General features: G+C 71.6%; 15 protein-coding genes. 2 read left to right on the top strand and 13 right to left on the bottom strand.

Annotation, left to right across the window (positions count from 1 at the left end):
* Positions 1-85: 85 nt before the first annotated feature.
* Entirely contained in the window at positions 86-541 is a 456-nt protein-coding gene (locus L3i22_RS08700) for a hypothetical protein (RefSeq protein ID WP_255658056.1), read from the top strand.
* On the opposite strand, the gene hisF is transcribed toward L3i22_RS08700, so the two are convergent.
* From hisF to L3i22_RS08655, 9 genes are all read right to left on the bottom strand, one after another.
* Positions 542-1,303, bottom strand: coding sequence for an imidazole glycerol phosphate synthase subunit HisF (gene hisF, locus L3i22_RS08695; RefSeq protein WP_221326456.1), 762 nt, complete (start codon positions 1,301-1,303; stop codon positions 542-544).
* Entirely contained in the window at positions 1,300-2,175 is an 876-nt protein-coding gene (locus L3i22_RS08690; RefSeq protein WP_221326455.1) for an EamA family transporter, read from the bottom strand. The genes hisF and L3i22_RS08690 overlap by 4 nt, the downstream gene beginning before the upstream one ends.
* A gap of 69 nt (positions 2,176-2,244) precedes the next feature.
* Positions 2,245-2,973: a bifunctional 1-(5-phosphoribosyl)-5-((5-phosphoribosylamino)methylideneamino)imidazole-4-carboxamide isomerase/phosphoribosylanthranilate isomerase PriA gene (priA, locus tag L3i22_RS08685; protein WP_221326454.1), complete on the bottom strand. Its 729-nt coding sequence runs from the start codon at positions 2,971-2,973 to the stop codon at positions 2,245-2,247.
* A gap of 8 nt (positions 2,974-2,981) precedes the next feature.
* Positions 2,982-3,227: a hypothetical protein gene (locus L3i22_RS08680; protein ID WP_370644418.1), complete on the bottom strand. Its 246-nt coding sequence runs from the start codon at positions 3,225-3,227 to the stop codon at positions 2,982-2,984.
* A 151-nt stretch (positions 3,228-3,378) separates the two neighbouring features.
* Positions 3,379-3,996: an imidazole glycerol phosphate synthase subunit HisH gene (hisH, locus tag L3i22_RS08675; RefSeq protein WP_221326453.1), complete on the bottom strand. Its 618-nt coding sequence runs from the start codon at positions 3,994-3,996 to the stop codon at positions 3,379-3,381.
* A gap of 1 nt (position 3,997) precedes the next feature.
* Entirely contained in the window at positions 3,998-4,609 is a 612-nt protein-coding gene (gene hisB / locus L3i22_RS08670; protein WP_067704411.1) for an imidazoleglycerol-phosphate dehydratase HisB, read from the bottom strand.
* A complete protein-coding gene (locus L3i22_RS08665; protein ID WP_221326452.1) occupies positions 4,606-5,679 on the bottom strand; it encodes a histidinol-phosphate transaminase in 1,074 nt (357 codons plus the stop codon). The genes hisB and L3i22_RS08665 overlap by 4 nt, the downstream gene beginning before the upstream one ends.
* On the bottom strand, positions 5,676-7,013 hold the full coding sequence (hisD, locus tag L3i22_RS08660) for a histidinol dehydrogenase (RefSeq protein WP_221326451.1): 1,338 nt from the start codon (positions 7,011-7,013) through the stop codon (positions 5,676-5,678). Before hisD ends, L3i22_RS08665 begins: the two co-directional genes overlap by 4 nt.
* Before the next feature lie 70 nt (positions 7,014-7,083).
* Positions 7,084-7,845, bottom strand: a complete 762-nt coding sequence (locus L3i22_RS08655) for a hypothetical protein (protein WP_221326450.1) — start codon at positions 7,843-7,845, stop codon at positions 7,084-7,086.
* 87 nt (positions 7,846-7,932) lie between these two features.
* Here L3i22_RS08655 and L3i22_RS08650 point away from each other — a divergent pair, with 87 nt between their 5' ends.
* Positions 7,933-8,637, top strand: coding sequence for an LON peptidase substrate-binding domain-containing protein (locus L3i22_RS08650; protein WP_221326449.1), 705 nt, complete (start codon positions 7,933-7,935; stop codon positions 8,635-8,637).
* Here L3i22_RS08650 and L3i22_RS08645 read toward each other — a convergent pair.
* The 4 genes from L3i22_RS08645 to L3i22_RS08630 all read right to left on the bottom strand — a co-directional run bounded on the left by L3i22_RS08645 (position 8,552) and on the right by L3i22_RS08630 (position 15,537).
* Entirely contained in the window at positions 8,552-9,274 is a 723-nt protein-coding gene (locus L3i22_RS08645; protein WP_255658055.1) for a hypothetical protein, read from the bottom strand. The genes L3i22_RS08650 and L3i22_RS08645 overlap by 86 nt on opposite strands.
* Before the next feature lie 30 nt (positions 9,275-9,304).
* Positions 9,305-12,838, bottom strand: a complete 3,534-nt coding sequence (gene dnaE, locus L3i22_RS08640) for a DNA polymerase III subunit alpha (protein WP_221326448.1) — start codon at positions 12,836-12,838, stop codon at positions 9,305-9,307.
* A gap of 35 nt (positions 12,839-12,873) precedes the next feature.
* A complete protein-coding gene (locus tag L3i22_RS08635) occupies positions 12,874-14,412 on the bottom strand; it encodes an AAA family ATPase (RefSeq protein WP_221326447.1) in 1,539 nt (512 codons plus the stop codon).
* A gap of 183 nt (positions 14,413-14,595) precedes the next feature.
* Positions 14,596-15,537 (bottom strand): hypothetical protein, encoded by a 942-nt coding sequence (locus L3i22_RS08630; RefSeq protein ID WP_255658054.1) that lies wholly within the window; start codon positions 15,535-15,537, stop codon positions 14,596-14,598.
* Positions 15,538-15,589 lie beyond the last annotated feature (52 nt).

The following is a 15,589-nucleotide window of genomic DNA, read 5'->3' as shown; positions in this document are numbered from 1 at the left end:
GGCCTATGCACTTGTCTAAAGATGAACGTCCTGTTTTGACCCCCGCCATGAGCCGGTGATCATCCGGACACATTCGCTTCCGGACATGCCGACCACACGGCATCATTGCGGCATGGGGGCCGGCGGCTGGAACTGGAACGACGCGTGGATCTTCGTCTCCGCGGTCATCGCTGAGCGCCTGGAACGCGACCGGGCGCTGCACGCCGCCCTGCCGGTGTCCGGAGCGACGCTCGCCGATCTGCTGGCCGCGGCCGATTTCCTGCACCACAGCGTGCCCGCGCGCACCGAGCTCGAGGAGTCCGTGCGCCGCCTGGCCGGCGCCGGCCTGATCACCGTCGAGGACGACATCATCGAGGTCGCCCCGGCCGGGGAGCAGCTCTGGCGGACCCGGCCGTTCAGCGGGCTGTCGTCCGCGGTGATGACCCTGCAGGCGCAGCTCAACCGGGCCGCCGAGCCCGGTTACACGGACTGGGCGCTGGAGGACGCGACGTACAACGCGGCGGTGCGGGAGTACAGCATGCGGCTGGCTGACGGCCGTTGATCAGCGGATCGGATTGCCGGCGTCGCGCAGGGTCTGCTTGACCTCGCCGATCGTCAGGTCGCCGAAGTGGAACACGCTCGCGGCCAGCACCGCGTCCGCCCCCGCCGCGACGGCCGGCGGGAAGTGCTCGACCGCCCCGGCCCCGCCGCTGGCGATCACCGGGATGTCGACGACCGCCCGGACCGCCCGGATCAGCTCCAGGTCGAAGCCGGCCTTGGTCCCGTCGGCGTCCATCGAGTTCAGCAGGATCTCGCCGGCGCCCAGCTCGGCGACCCGGGCGGCCCACTCGACCGCGTCCAGCCCGGCGCTGCGCCGCCCGCCGTGCGTGGTGACCTCCCACCCGGACGGCTGGTCCGCGGAGCGGCGCACGTCCAGCGACAGCACCAGCACCTGGTTGCCGAACCGCTCGGCGATCTCGCTGATCAGCTCGGGCCGGTTGATCGCCGCGGTGTTCACCCCGACCTTGTCGGCGCCGGCCCGCAGCAGCACGTCCACGTTGGCCACCGAGCGGACCCCGCCGCCGACGGTGAGCGGGATGAAAACCGATTCCGCGGTACGCCGGACCACGTCCAGCATCGTCCCGCGGTCGTCGGACGACGCGGTCACGTCGAGGAACGTGAGCTCGTCGGCGCCCGCCGCGTCGTAGGCGGCGGCCAGCTCGACCGGGTCGCCGGCATCCCGGAGGTCGACGAAGTTGACCCCCTTCACCACCCGACCGGCGTCCACGTCGAGACAGGGGATCACACGCACCGCGACCGTCATGCGTTCACCCTAACGACCGGGACCGGCCGGAAAGAGACCAGTCCCACGAGCACGCCGGTGACGACCAGCACCCCGCCGGCGACGTCGATCGCGTGCACCGGCTCGCCGAGGATCAGCGCCGCCGACGCGATGCCGAAGAACGGGACCAGCATCGAGAACGGGGCGACGGTGGCCGCGCCGTGCCTGCGGATCAGGTAGCCCCACGCGCCGAACCCGCCGAGCGTGGAGAGGAACGCGATGTAGGCCAGCGCCAGGATCGCCTCGGTGTCGATCCCGCGCAGCGCGGCCAGGTCCGCGGACGGGCCGTCGATCAGCAGCGACAGCACGATCAGCGGGCCGGTCGCGAGCGCGCTGACCCAGACCATGAAGCGCAGGGTGTCCGGCGGGGACGCCCGGCGGGTGGCCACGTTCGACAGGCCCCACGCCACCGCCGCGCCGATCACCAGCAGGAAGGCCGGCAGGCCGGTGCCCATCCGGGTGGCGACCAGGGCGACGCCGGCGCCGGCCACGGCCAGCCCGGCGATCTGCACCGGGCGGGGCCGTTCGCGCAGGAAGAGCGTGGCGAAGAGCATCGTGAAGATCGCCTGGCTCTGCAGGACCAGCGAGCTGAGCCCGGCCGGCATCCCGGCCGCCATCCCGGCGAAGAGCAGCGAGAACTTGACCACGCCGAGGATCAGCGCGACGGCGGCGACCCAGCGCCACGGGACCTGCGGGCGGCCGACGAACAGCACCGCGGGGAACGCGGCCAGGCCGAAGCGCAGGGCGGAGAAGAGCAGCGGCGGGAAGTGGTCCAGCCCGGTCTCGATGACGACGAAGTTGACGCCCCAGACCGCCGCTACCGCGACGGCCAGGGCGATGTCACGCGGCTTCATGGCTCCCAGCCTGGCGGGCGGGAACCGTTAAGCACCAGCGACAATTACTTCATCGTCCGGGTAGTCGGACTACCGGGTCTCGAGCAGGGCGTCGAGAGCCTGTCGGACGGTGAACGCGCCGGCGTAGAGCGCCTTGCCGGCGATCACGCCCTCCACCCCGATCGACTCCAGGGTGGCCAGGGCGCGCAGGTCGTCCAGGGTGGAGACGCCACCGCTGGCGATCACCGGCCGGTCGGTGGCGGCGCACACCTCGCGGAGCAGCTCCAGGTTCGGGCCACGCATGGTGCCGTCCTTGGTGATGTCGGTGACCACGTACCGCGTGGCGCCGGCCTTGTCCAGGCGGGCGAGGACCTCGTACAGGTCGCCGCCGTCCTTGGTCCAGCCGCGGGCGGCCAGGGTGCGGCCGCGGACGTCGAGGCCGATCGCGACGCGGTCGCCGTACTCCGCGCAGATCCGGTCGCACCACTCCGGGTCCTCCAGGGCGGCGGTGCCGATGTTGACCCGCTGCGCGCCGGTGGACAGTGCCCGGGTCAGCGACTCGTCGTCGCGGATGCCGCCGGAGAGCTCCACCTTGACGTCCAGGCGGCGGACCACGTCGGCGAGCAGCTCGGCGTTCGAGCCGCGGCCGAACGCGGCGTCCAGGTCGACCAGGTGGATCCACTCGGCGCCGTCGTTCTGCCAGGCCAGCGCGGCGTCGAGCGGGTCGCCGTAGGCGGTCTCCGAGCCGGCGGCGCCCTGGACCAGGCGGACCGCCTGACCGTCCGCGACGTCGACGGCGGGCAGCAGTTGAAGAGTCACTTTTCTCCCTAGGAGGAACGGCGGCCGAGCACCACGACGACGAGCGCGGGGGCGGCCAGGACTAGCAGGACGGTGAGCAGGATCCGCAGCGCCGTCTCCGGGATGAACATCCAGACCGCGGCGATCGCCAGCAGCAGCACGATCGCGATGCCGGCCCGCTGGCGCCGGCTGCGCTGGTAGAGGCGGCCGTCGCTGCCGATCTTCGGCAGCTCGAGCTTCTTGAGCAGGGCACGACGTCGCTGCCGCCGGGCCACTTTCCGGGCCCGGACGGCCTTCTCTCGCTCTTCGACGACGAGCCGCTCGGCCCGCCGTCGCGCACGTTCCTTGCTCAGCGCGTCACCTCCGCTGCGCTCCGGCGCCGCGCTGAGCTGAAGACTGAGTCCATGGATTCGTTCGCAAGCTCTCTCATCGCAGCGTGGTGACCCAGGTGCGCAGCAGCTCAAATCCGGCATCGGCCGATTTTTCCGGATGGAACTGGGCGACGCTGAGGGCGCCCGCCTCCACCACGGCCGCGAACGGCTGGTCGTGGGCCGCGATCGTCACGGCGGCATCCCGCAACAGATCAAGATCCCGTGCGGCGTACGAATGGACGAAGTAGAACCGGGTGTCGGCAGCGAGCCCGGCGAGCAGCTTCGAGCCGGCCGGCACCGTGACGGTGTTCCACCCCATGTGCGGGATCCGCTCGGCGTGCAGCCGGGTGACCGAGCCGGGCAGCAGCCCCAGGCCCTTGGTCTCCACCCCGTGCTCCACCCCGGAGTCGAACATGATCTGCATGCCGACGCAGATGCCGAGCACCGGACGGCCCGCGGCGACCCGGGCGGCGATCATCGGACCGGCGCCCAGCTCGTGGATCCCGGCCATGCACGCCGCGTAGGCCCCGACGCCGGGCACGACGAGACCATCGGCTGCGGCCGCGGCGTCCAGGTCGCTGGTGACGACGACCTCCACGCCGGTACGGGCGACGGCCCGCTCCGCCGAGCGCAGATTCCCCGACCCGTAGTCGAGGATCACCACGTTCGTCATCTCAGAGCACGCCCTTGGTCGACGGCAGCGCGCCGGCGTTCCGCGGGTCGATCTCGACGGCCTCGCGCAGCGCCCGGGAGAACGCCTTGAACTGGGCCTCCACGACGTGGTGCGCGTCCGGGTGACCGCCCGGACGGCAGGCGCGCAGCACGTCCACGTGCAGGGTCACCCTGGCCGCGTGGCCGAACGCCTCGAAGATGTGGCGGGTCATGCTGGTCGCGTAGACCGGCCCGATGTACGGCGTGAGCAGCGGCTCGTCGTGCACCACGTAGGACCGGCCGGACAGGTCGACGGCCGCCCGGACCAGCACCTCGTCCATCGGGATGGTGGCCGAGCCGTACCGTCGAATGCCTCGCTTGTCGCCGAGCGCCTGCGCGAAGGCCTCGCCGAGCGCGATCGCGGTGTCCTCGATGGTGTGGTGCGAGTCGATCTCCAGATCGCCCTCGGTCCGCACGGTGAGGTCGAAGCCGCCGTGCTTGGCGAGCTGGTTGAGCATGTGGTCGTAGAAGCCGACGCCGGTGCTCAGGTCGCCCTTGCCGGTGCCGTCGAGGTCGATCTCGACGAGCACCTTGGTCTCGTTGGTAACGCGGTCGATCCGCCCGGTGCGGCTCACAGAATCTCCTCGGCGGCGTGCAGAAATGCGGAAGTCTCGGATTCGGTGCCGGCGGTGACGCGCAGCCAGCCGGTCAGGCCCACGTCGCGGATCAGCACACCGCGATCGAGGAAGGCCTGCCACGCGGCCTTCTGATCGGGCCGCGTCTTGAACAGGACAAAGTTCGCATCGCTGTCGGCCACCTGGACTCCGCGACCCCGCAACGTGGCCACGATCCGGTCGCGCTGCTCCTTGATCGCCTCGACGGTCTTGAGCAGCGACTCGCGGTGCACCACGGCCGCCCGCGCGGCGGCCTGGCTGATCGCGGACAGGTGATAGGGCAGCCGGACCAGCTGGACCGCGTCGACCACGGCCGGGTCGGCGGCCAGGTAGCCCAGGCGGCCGCCGGCGAAGCCGAACGCCTTGCTCATCGTCCGGCTCACCACCAGGCGGGGGTGTCCGGGGAGCAGGCTCAGCGCACTCACCGTGCCGGGGCGGGCGAACTCGGTGTACGCCTCGTCGACGATCACCATGCCGCGTGCGGTTTCCAGCACCGCGTCGATCACCGAGGGGTCGAGGGCTGTCCCGGTCGGGTTGTTCGGCGAGCAGACGAAGACCAGGTCAGGGTCGTGCTTGCGGATTTCCTCGACGGCTCTTTCGGGATTCAGTCCGAAATCGGGGTCCCGCAGCGCACCGATCCACTCGGTGCCCGTCCCCTGCGCCAGCAGCGGATGCATCGAATAGGACGGCCCGAAGCCCAACGCCTTCCGCCCCGGCCCGCCGAACGCCTGGAGCAGCTGCTGCTGCACCTCGTTCGACCCGTTCGCCGCCCACACGTTCGCCGTGGACAGCCCGTGGCCGAGATAGGCCGCCAGCTCGGTACGCAGGGCGATCACGTCCCGGTCCGGGTAGCGGTTGAGATCGCGCAGCTCGGCCTGGACGGCCTTGCCGATCGCGTCGACCACGTCCTCCGGCACCGGGTACGAGTTCTCGTTCGTGTTCAACCGCACCGGCACGTCCAGCTGGGGCGCGCCGTACGGCGACTTGCCCCGCAGATCGTCCCGGATCGGCAACTCGTCGATCGTCGTCACCGGTCGAACCTCACCTTCACGGCATCCCCGTGCGCGGGGAGGTCCTCCGCGTTCGCCAGCGTCACCACGTGACCGGCGACGTCGCGCAGCGCCGCCTCGTCGTACTCGATGACGTGGATGCCCTTCAGGAACGACTGCACCGACAGCCCCGACGAGTGCCGGGCGCAGCCGGCGGTCGGCAGCACGTGGTTCGACCCGGCCGCGTAGTCCCCCAGCGACACCGGCGACCAGGCGCCCACGAAGATCGCGCCGGCGTTCCGGACCCGCATGGCCCACGCCCGCGCGTCCCGCGTCTGGATCTCCAGGTGCTCGGCGGCGTACGCGTCGACCACCGCGAGCCCCTGCTCCAGGTCGTCGACCAGCACGATCGCGGACTGCTCCCCGCCCAGCGCGGTGCGCACCCGCTCGTCGTGCTTGGTCGTGGTGACCTGGATGGCCAGCTCGGCCTCGACCGCGTCGGCGAGCGCCGTCGAGTCGGTGACCAGCACGCTCGCGGCGAGCGGGTCGTGCTCGGCCTGGCTGATCAGGTCGGCGGCGACGTGCCGCGGGTCGGCGGTCTCGTCGGCCAGGACGGCGATCTCGGTCGGCCCGGCCTCGGCGTCGATCCCGACCCGGCCCTGCAGCAGCCGCTTGGCCGCGGTCACCCAGATGTTGCCCGGTCCGGTGATCACGTCGACCGGCTCGCAATGTTCGAAATCGACCGCACCGGCAGAGCCTGATTGCGCGGCTGCGCCGCGGGAGCCGTAGCCCAGCATCGCGATCGCCTGCGCGCCGCCGACGCCGTAGACCTCGGTCACGCCGAGCAGCGCGCACGCGGCCAGCACCCGCGAATCGGGCAGGCCGTTGTTGGACACCTGCGGCGGCGACGCCACGACCAGGCCCTCGACACCGGCCTCCTGGGCCGGCACCACGTTCATGACCACGGTGGACGGGTAGACGGCGAGGCCGCCGGGCACGTAGAGCCCGACCCGGCTGACCGGCACCCAGCGCTCGGTCACCGTGCCACCGTCGACCACCTGGGTGGTGACGTCGGTCCGCCGCTGGTCGGCGTGCACCTTGCGGGCCCGCTTGATCGACTCGAGCAGGGCGGCGCGGACCTCCGGCTCGAGGGTCTCGGCCGCGGCGGCGATCGCCTCGGCCGGCACGCGCAGCCGCTCCAGCGTCACGCCGTCGAAGCGCTCGGTCGCCTCCCGGATCGCGCTGAACCCATGCTCATGGACCGCCTCGACAACGGGACGAATCCTCTCGACGGCCACGGAGACGTCGAGCTGGGCACGGGGCAGCAGACCGCGCGGGTCCCGGCGGGAGCCGCGCAGGTCGATCCGATTCAGCACGGCACCAGTCTAGGCGGCAGCCCCGGCCGGACCGTCGCCGCGACCGGCCCGGCCCAGGCGTTGGGATCTGTCACCTGCGCCACCAGGCACGGCGCTGCGGCTCGGGCGTGGCCTCGAAGGGCAGGTCGGCGACCAGGTACACGACGCCGCCGAGGACCGCGCCCGGGGCCGGGGTGGGCAGGTCGCCCGGCAGGCAGACGTCCGACTCGAAACCGGCGGTGCGCACCCGGGCCACGGTGAACTCGCCGCCGGAGATCCGGACCCGGCGGCGCTCGGCGGCCAGCACCACGCCGGCCAGCTGGGCGTAGGGCTCGCCGTCGGCCTGGTCGAAGACGCCGTACGAGATGAACGACTCGGCGCCCATCCGGACCGGCTCCTTCCCCTCCTCCGGCGTGCCCAGGATGCTCGCGTCCGACGCGTGGTAGGCCGCCTCGTCCGCGTGCACGGTCACCCCGCCGCCCAGCGCGACCACCGAGCCGAGGCCGTCCAGCGGCCCGTCGAGCAGATGCAGCTGCTCGGCCGCGGCGGCCAGCATGGTGACCTGCTCGCCCTCCTCGTCGACCACGTCGGCGACGATCATCTCGTCGTTGACCCGCCGGGCGGCGCGCAGCCGGGCGCCGGGCGTGCCGGCGAAGGACGGCAGCATCTCCTGCAGGTCGTCGCCGCGCAGGGTGAGGATCAGCCGGACGCCGGACGGGTCGGTCCAGCGCCGCACGGTCCGCCCGTCCCGCTCGCCGAGCAGCTCGGACTCGGCCATGATCGGGCTGAGCAGACGGTTGAAGGCGGCCCGATCGAGCCCGCCGAGACCCAGACAGTCGAAGTTCGATGGCATCGCGGCACGGTATCGATCACGACCGACTCGCCGCGACCCGTTTACCGACCGGGTTGACCAAGGTCAGCGGACGACTAGGCTGAACGCGTGAGCGATCGGCTGCCGGTCTTCCCGCTGAGCACGGTGCTCTTTCCCGGTCTGGTGCTGCCCCTGCACATCTTCGAGGAGCGTTATCGCGCCCTCGTGCGGGAATTGCAGGCCCAACCGGCGGAGCCACCGGCTGAGTTCGGCGTGGTCACCTTCCGGCACGGCACCGAGGTCGCGCCCGAGCCCGGGGACGGTCCGGCCCCGCCGCCCACGCCGGTCGGCGCCGCCGAGCTGTTCGAGGTGGGCTGCACCGCCGAGCTGCGGCACGTCACCGAGCTGCCGGACGGCCGGTTCGACATCATGACCGTCGGGCGCCGCCGCTTCCGGGTGCTCGAGGTGAGCCAGGGCCCGGAGGCCTACCTGACCGCGCGGGTCGAGTGGCTGCCCGACGAGACCCCGGACCAGCTGGCCGAGCTGCTGCGACCACGGGTCCTGACGGCGTTCCAGGCCTACCTGGAGCTGCTCCGGCCGAGTGCGGACATCCTCGACCAGCTGCCGGACGACCCGACCGTGCTCTCCCACCTGGTCGCCGCGACCGCCCAGCTCACCGTCGAGGAACGGCACGCGCTGCTGGCCGCGCCGGACACCGCCGCCCGGCTGCGCGCCGAGCTGCGGCTGCTCAACCGTGAGGCTGGTCTGCTGGCCCGGGTGCGGGCGGTGCCGGTGCCGCTGTCGGATCTGGCCCGGCCGGCCAGCCCGAACTGACCACCGGCGACTCGTAGGAGTCGTACTCCCCGTGGTTCGGGCCGTAACCGGGCTGCGCGCCCGGCTGGTCCAGATCCGGGTCGTTCGACCAACCGGCCAGCAGGGTCAGCACGATCGCCGCGACGAACGGCGGGACCAGCGTCGGCCCGACCGAGTGCAGGGCCGGCGGCGCCAGGTACGTCGCGCCCTGGGTGGCCGTGGCCCGCCAGTGCTCGTAGGCGTCCTTGCCGAGCAGCTCGCCGATCGGGACCGCGATCCAGCGCACCGCGGCCGCCGCGCCGGCGACCACGCCGAGCAGCAGGGCCGGCCCGCGGTCCCGCCGCAGCAGGATCCAGGCGGCCATCGCCACGATCAGCGCGAAGCCGATCCCGAGCAGGGTGAGCCAGCCGTCGGCGGCGATGTACTGCTCCGGCGACGGGTCGTTGACCACGATGCCGTTGGCGCCGGCGTCGATCACCGGCACCGACGGCGACACCTGGTGCCAGAGCAGCCCGAGCGGGGCGCCGAGCACGGTGACCACCGCGGCGCTGCCGAACGCGACGGCGAGCGTCCGCCGCCACGGCCGGCGGCTGGTCTGTTGCGGCCGCCACCAGGACGGCCCGACCGGTTGCGGTGTCAAGGGCTCCTCAGGTTGCACCCTCTGATCCTTCCAGATCCGGCCCGCGCGTCAGGCGACGGCCGCGGGACCCAGGATCATCTTCAGGTCGGCCCGCAGCGCGGGCGTCGCCGCCACCCGGGCGGCGACCAGCCGGACGGCCGTGGTCCGCTTCCCGTTCTGCAGGTGGACGTGCACCTCGGTGTCGCCCGGGTGGCTGGCCAGAATGTCCTTGAGCTCGTCGACCAGCGGCGGGGTGACCTTGGTGATCGGCATGGTCAGCACCACCGGCTTGCCGTCCGGGTTGTGCGAGACATCGGGGATGGACATGTCCATCGCCATGATCCGCGGGGTGTCGTCACGCCGGTCGACCCGGCCCTTGACCACGACGATCGCGTCCTCCGCGATGTACTGGCCGATCACCTCGTAGGTGTTCGGGAAGAACAGCGTCTCGACGCCGCCGGCGAGGTCCTCCACGGTGGCCGACGCCCAGGCCCGGCCCTGCTTGGTGATCCGGCGCTGGACGCCGGTCAGAATGCCGGCGATCGTGACGATCTGCCCGTCCTGGACCGTGCCGTCCTCGTTGAGCGCGGCGATGCTGACGTCCGCGTTGCTCTGCAGCACCTGCTCCAGCCCGGCGAGCGGGTGGTCGGAGACGTAGAGCCCGAGCATCTCCCGCTCGAAGGTGAGCTTGTCGCGCTTGTCCCACTCGCTGTCCGGGATGGTCGGCATCGCCACCGTGGCCGAGGAGCCGCCGTTCTCGTCGCCGAACGCGCCGAACAGGTCGAACTGGCCGGCCGCCTCGTTGCGCTTGACCCCGGCGTACGCGTCGATCGCCTCGGCGTGCACGGCGAGCAGCCCCTTGCGGCTGTGCTTCATCGAGTCGAACGCGCCCGCCTTGATCAGCGATTCGATGGTCCGCTTGTTGCAGGCCACCGCGTCCACCTTCGACAGGAAGTCGTAGAAGTCGGTGTACTCACTCTTCTCCTTGCGGCAGCGGGCGATCGCCTCCACCACGTTGCCGCCGACGTTGCGGACCGCGCCCAGGCCGAACCGGATGTCCTTGCCGATCGGGGTGAACGGCCCGGCCGACTGGTTCACGTCCGGCGGCAGCACCTGGATGCCCATCCGACGACACTCGGCCAGGTAGACGGCCATCTTGTCCTTGTCGTCGCCGACGCTGGTGAGCAGGCCGGCCATGTACTCGGCGGGGTAGTGCGCCTTCAGGTACGCCGTCCAGTAGGAGACCAGGCCGTACGCCGCGGAGTGCGCCTTGTTGAACGCGTAGCCGGCGAACGGGACCAGCACGTCCCACACCGCCTGGATCGCCTCGTCGGAGTACCCGTGCTCGCGGCAACCGTCGCGGAACGGGATGAACTCCTTGTCGAGGATCTCCTTCTTCTTCTTACCCATCGCCCGGCGGAGCAGGTCGGCCTGGCCGAGCGTGTACCCGGCGAGGATCTGCGCGGCGCGCTGCACCTGCTCCTGGTAGACGATCAGGCCGTAGGTCGGCTCGAGGATCTCCCGCAGCGGCTCCTCCAGCTCCGGGTGGATCGGGGTGATCTCCTGGAGCTTGTTCTTGCGGAGCGCGTAGTTGGTGTGCGAGTCGACGCCCATCGGGCCCGGCCGGTACAGCGCCAGGACGGCCGAGATGTCCTCAAAGTTGTCCGGCTTCATCAGCCGCAGCAGCGACCGCATCGGCCCGCCGTCGAGCTGGAACACGCCCAGCGTGTCGCCGCGGGTGAGCAGCTCGTACGCCGGCTTGTCGTCCAGCGGCAGCGCCAGCAGGTCCAGCGGCGCGCCGTGGTTGAGCTCGATGTTCTTGTTCGCGTCGTCGATGATCGTCAGGTTCCGCAGGCCCAGGAAGTCCATCTTCAGCAGGCCCAGGCCCTCGCAGGTCGGGTAGTCGAACTGCGTGATGATCACGCCGTCGGCGGCCCGGCGCATCAGCGGGATGTGGTCGATGATCGGCTCGGCGCTCATGATCACGCCGGCCGCGTGCACACCGGTCTGCCGGATCAGGCCCTCGATGCCGCGCGCGGTGTCGATGACCTTCTTCACGTCCGGGTCGGTCTCGTACAGCGAACGGACCTCGCCGGCCTCGTTGTAGCGCTTGTCGTCCTTGTTGAAGATGCCGCCGAGGGTGATGCCCTTGCCCATCACGTCCGGCGGCATGGCCTTGGTGATCCGGTCGCCGACCGCGAACGGGTACCCCAGCACCCGGGCCGAGTCCTTGATCGCGGCCTTCGCCTTGATCGTGCCGAACGTGGCGATCTGGGCGACCTTGTCGTCGCCCCACTTCTCGGTCACGTACCGGATCACCTCGGCGCGCCGGCGCTCGTCGAAGTCGATGTCGACATCCGGCATCGAGACGCGCTCGGGGTTGAGGAACCGCTCGAAGATCAGCCCGTGCTGGATCGGGTCCAGGTCGGTGATGGCCATGGCGTACGCGATCAGCGAGCCGGCGGCGGAGCCACGACCCGGGCCGACCGCGATGCCGTTGTCCTTCGCCCACTGGATGAAGTCCGCGACGACCAGGAAGTACGCCGGGAAGCCCATGCTGATGATCACGCCGAGCTCGTACTCGGCCTGGGTGACGTGGGTGTCCGGGATGCCGGCCGGGAAGCGCTTGCGCAGCCCCTCGTACGCCACGTGCCGGAAGTACTCCTCCTCGGAGAAGCCGTCCGGGATCGGGAACCGGGGCATCAGGTTCTTGAACGTGAACATCCCGTCGATGTCCACCTTCTCGGCGACCAGCAGGGTGTTGCGGCACCCCTCCTGCCAGGCCTCGGAGGAGTCGACGGCGCGCATCTGCTCGGCCGACTTCACGAAGTAGCCGTTGCCGTCGAAGCGGAACCGGTTCGGGTCGGCGACGTTGCTGCCGGTCTGCACGCACAGCAGCACGTCGTGGGCGGCGGCCTGCTCCTCGTACGTGTAGTGCGAGTCGTTGGTGACCAGCGGCGGGATGTTGAGCTTCTTGCCGATCTCCAGCAGGCCGTCGCGGACCCGCTTCTCGATCGACAGGCCGTGGTCCATGATCTCGAGGAAGTAGTGGTCCTTCCCGAGCGCTTCCTGGTACCGCGCGGCGGACTTCAGCGCCTCGTCGAACTGGCCCAGCCGCAGCCGGGTCTGCACGGTGCCGGACGGGCAGCCGGTGGTGCCCATGATGCCCTCGGCGTGCTCCGCGATGATGTCGAAGTCCATCCGCGGGTACTTACCGAGCTGGCCCTCGATGGAGGCCCGCGAGTTGAGCCGGAACAGGTTCTTCAGGCCGACCGCGTTCCGGGCCCACATGGTCATGTGCGTATACGCACCGTTACCGGAGACGTCGTCGCTCTTCTGCTCCGGACGGCCCCACTTGACCCTGGTCTTGTTCAGCCGCGAGTCCGGCGCGACGTAGGCCTCGACCCCGATCAACGGGGTGATCCCGGCGTCCTTGGACTGCTTGTACATCTCGTACGCGCCGTGCATGTTGCCGTGGTCGGTGATCGCGGCGGCCGGCATGCCGAGCCGTTTCGCCTCCCCGATGAGTTCCTTGATCCGGGCCGCTCCGTCGAGCATTGAATACTCGGTGTGAACGTGCAGGTGCACGAAGGAGTCTGACACCCGGGCCCCCTCTTCTATTGGCGAGGTCGCTCAGCTTACTCCGCGAACGGCTCGAGCATCACCGACGCGGCCCGCAGCCAAGCCTGCCGGGTCTCCGGTTGAAGGTCCGCGTACTCGATCGACGAGCCGACCTCCAGGGCCGGGTCGTACGGCACCACCGCGACCGCGCGGGTCCGGGTCGCGAAGTGCTTCTTGAAGTCCTCCAGGAGCGGCAGCACGCCCGGCGACGGACAGGAGATCAACGTCACCGCGTTGGCCACCATCTCGCCCATCCCGCTCTCCTCGAGCACGTCGAGCATCCAGTCCGCGGTGAAGGCGGCGTCCTCCCGGGGCACCGTGGTGATCACCAGTTGGTCGGCGGTGCGCATCACCGTCTGCCAGTTCACGCTCTCCACGTTGTTGCCGGTGTCGACGCAGATCACGTCGTGGGTCCGCCGCAGCAGGTCCATCACCCGGCGCACGGTGTCCTGGTCCAGCCGCTGGGCGAAGCGCGGGTTCTCCTCGCCGGCCAGCACGTCGTACGACCCGTCGGAGGCGTGCCGCAGGTACGCGTCGAGCTCCTGCAGCAGCGCGTCGCCGTGCAGGTTCTCGATCCGCATCAGGTCGGCGAGCAGGTGCTTGATCGTCCGGGCGTGCCGGGCGCTGCCGGCCCGCAGGCCGAGCGTGCCGCGCAGCTCGTTGTCGTCCCAGGCGAGCACGCCACGCCCGCGGACGCTGCCGATGGTGGCCGCGGCCAGCACGGTCGCGGTGGTCTTGTGCACGCCGCCCTTGGGATTGGCGAACGCCAGCACCCGGGGCTGGCCGAGCTTGCGGCGCATCACCCCGACGGCCCGCTCCATCCCGTCGTCGGCGCGGGACTGCCGCCACTCGATCCGGGCGCCGGAGGAGGCCGGGTCCAGCCGGGGCGCGGCGGGCGGGGCGGCCTGGACCGGCGGGGCCATCGGCGCGGGCGGCGGCGGGGACACCGGCCGCGGCGCGACCGGCGGGGCGACCGGGGGCGCGGGCGGCGCGTACGCCTGCGGCGGCTGGGCGTAGCCGTTGGGCTGGGGGTAGCCGTTCGGCTGGGGGTAACCGTTGGGCTGCGGGTACCCGTTGGGCTGCGGCTGCGGCACCGGCGGCGGATAGCCCGGCGCGGGCGGGTAGGCGCCCCGCGACGGCGGCTGCGGCGGGGCGGCCGGCGGGGTCGCCGCCGGCTGCGGCGAGCGCGGCGCGGGGTCGAAGAAGCTGGTCTGCTGCGGCTGCTCGGGGCGGGCCTGCCAGCGCGGGTCCAGCGGGTTGATCGGCCGCTGCGGCATCGCCCGCTGGGCCGGGTCGCCGGCCGGCTGGCGCGGCTCGGGCTCCGGGCCGCGGCGCGGCGCCTCGAAGCCCCGGTTGTCCAGCGGATTGACCGGGCGGGCCGATCCACGGGTCGGCTGCGCCTGCTGGTCCCACTGCTGCGGAACCGCGGCGGGCTCCGGTTTCGGCTCCTCCGCGGGCTCCTCGGCCCGGTGACCATGCCGGGCCCGGTCGAGCAGGGCTCGCCAGCGCGGGGCTGGTTCCGCAGGCCGGCCCCAGCCGGTCTCGGTCCCGTCCACGGCGTGTCCTTTCTGCGCCTACCCGACGACGTGCTCCGGCGAGGGGGTCTCGCCAAGACAGGCTACGGACGAGACCCTATTCGGGCCACCGACCGAGTGCCCATCCCCCTGTCGTTCTTGATCACATGGCGGCACGCCGGTCGTGCACGTGCATCCACCCGAACGTTTCTTCAGACGGAAAAACTACCGCTCCGGTTCAGCGCCGGAACTTTGCGAAGGCGCGCCGGAACTGGCGTGAGCTGTGCTCATCTCCGCCTCCGAGGGTACGTCAACCGGCTCCGCCGACGAGCCGGCGGCAGGCGCCGAGGCAGGTTCCCCGGCACTGGGTGAGGCAGAAGTCACAATGATCCCGATCGACGACGGTAATCGGGCCGAGGGGGCCGTGGCAACGTCCGGCGGCGCGGTTGGCACAGGCGTCGCGGACGGTTCCGCGGACACCGTGCCGCTCTCCTCCGGCAGCGGCGGGCGGAACTCGGTCCGGTCCAGGCTGCGCACCTCGGGGGCCGGATCGACGGCGCGGACCCCGGGGCGGGACGCGATGCCGTCCAGGGTCGCCGGAGCGGCGCGGATCACCGCCGCGAACACACAGGAACACCCTTCCCGGTACGCCGCGGCCTCGCGCGCCGCCGTCCGGGCAGCCGTCGCGTAGGTCTGCCGCAGCCGCTGCTCGCGCTGTCCCTCGCCGGGCAGCGAGCGTTCCAGCCGCGAGTAGTCGGCCTGCTCCTGATCGCGGACCAGCGCCGCGTCGAGCATCCCGGTGGTCACGTCGGCGGGCATCGTGTAGACCGGGATCAGCGACACCTGGGTCCGCGCGTCCGGCAGCGGCACCCGGGCGTAGACCTGGGCCACCGCCGCGTCCGCCAGCAGCGCCGCCAGCTGCCCCGGCGCGGTGTAGTCGCGCAGGCTGACCAGCGCCCAGGTGTCCCCGGCGGCCGGGCCGGACGGGTCGGTCAGCATGCTCAGCTCGCGCCGGGCCGAGTTCAGGTAGCCACCGACGGTCTGGCCCTCGACCACGCCGACCCGCACCACGTCGCCCGGGTCGTCGTCACCCCGGCCGCCCGGGCCCCCGGCCCAGGCCACGGCGAGGACCAGCGTGGCGGTAGCGGCCAGTGCCGCTCCGGTCATCAGCTGCAACCGGAGCGAGCCGCCCCCGAACCTGACGAGGACCGCTCGCAGT

The sequence above is a fragment of the Actinoplanes sp. L3-i22 genome, from assembly GCF_019704555.1.
Classification (GTDB): domain Bacteria; phylum Actinomycetota; class Actinomycetes; order Mycobacteriales; family Micromonosporaceae; genus Actinoplanes.
This window is presented reverse-complemented; position numbering and strand designations above follow the sequence as displayed.

What these genes read in the sequence shown, in the direction of transcription:
- L3i22_RS08700 (WP_255658056.1), top strand. Translation starts at nt 86, where the DNA reads ATGCCGACCACACGGCATCATTGCGGCATGGGGGCCGGCGGCTGGAAC.
- hisF (WP_221326456.1), bottom strand. Translation starts at nt 1,303, where the DNA reads ATGACGGTCGCGGTGCGTGTGATCCCCTGTCTCGACGTGGACGCCGGT.
- L3i22_RS08690 (WP_221326455.1), bottom strand. Translation starts at nt 2,175, where the DNA reads ATGAAGCCGCGTGACATCGCCCTGGCCGTCGCGGTAGCGGCGGTCTGG.
- hisH (WP_221326453.1), bottom strand. Translation starts at nt 3,996, where the DNA reads ATGACGAACGTGGTGATCCTCGACTACGGGTCGGGGAATCTGCGCTCG.
- L3i22_RS08655 (WP_221326450.1), bottom strand. Translation starts at nt 7,845, where the DNA reads ATGCCATCGAACTTCGACTGTCTGGGTCTCGGCGGGCTCGATCGGGCC.
- L3i22_RS08630 (WP_255658054.1), bottom strand. Translation starts at nt 15,537, where the DNA reads ATGACCGGAGCGGCACTGGCCGCTACCGCCACGCTGGTCCTCGCCGTG.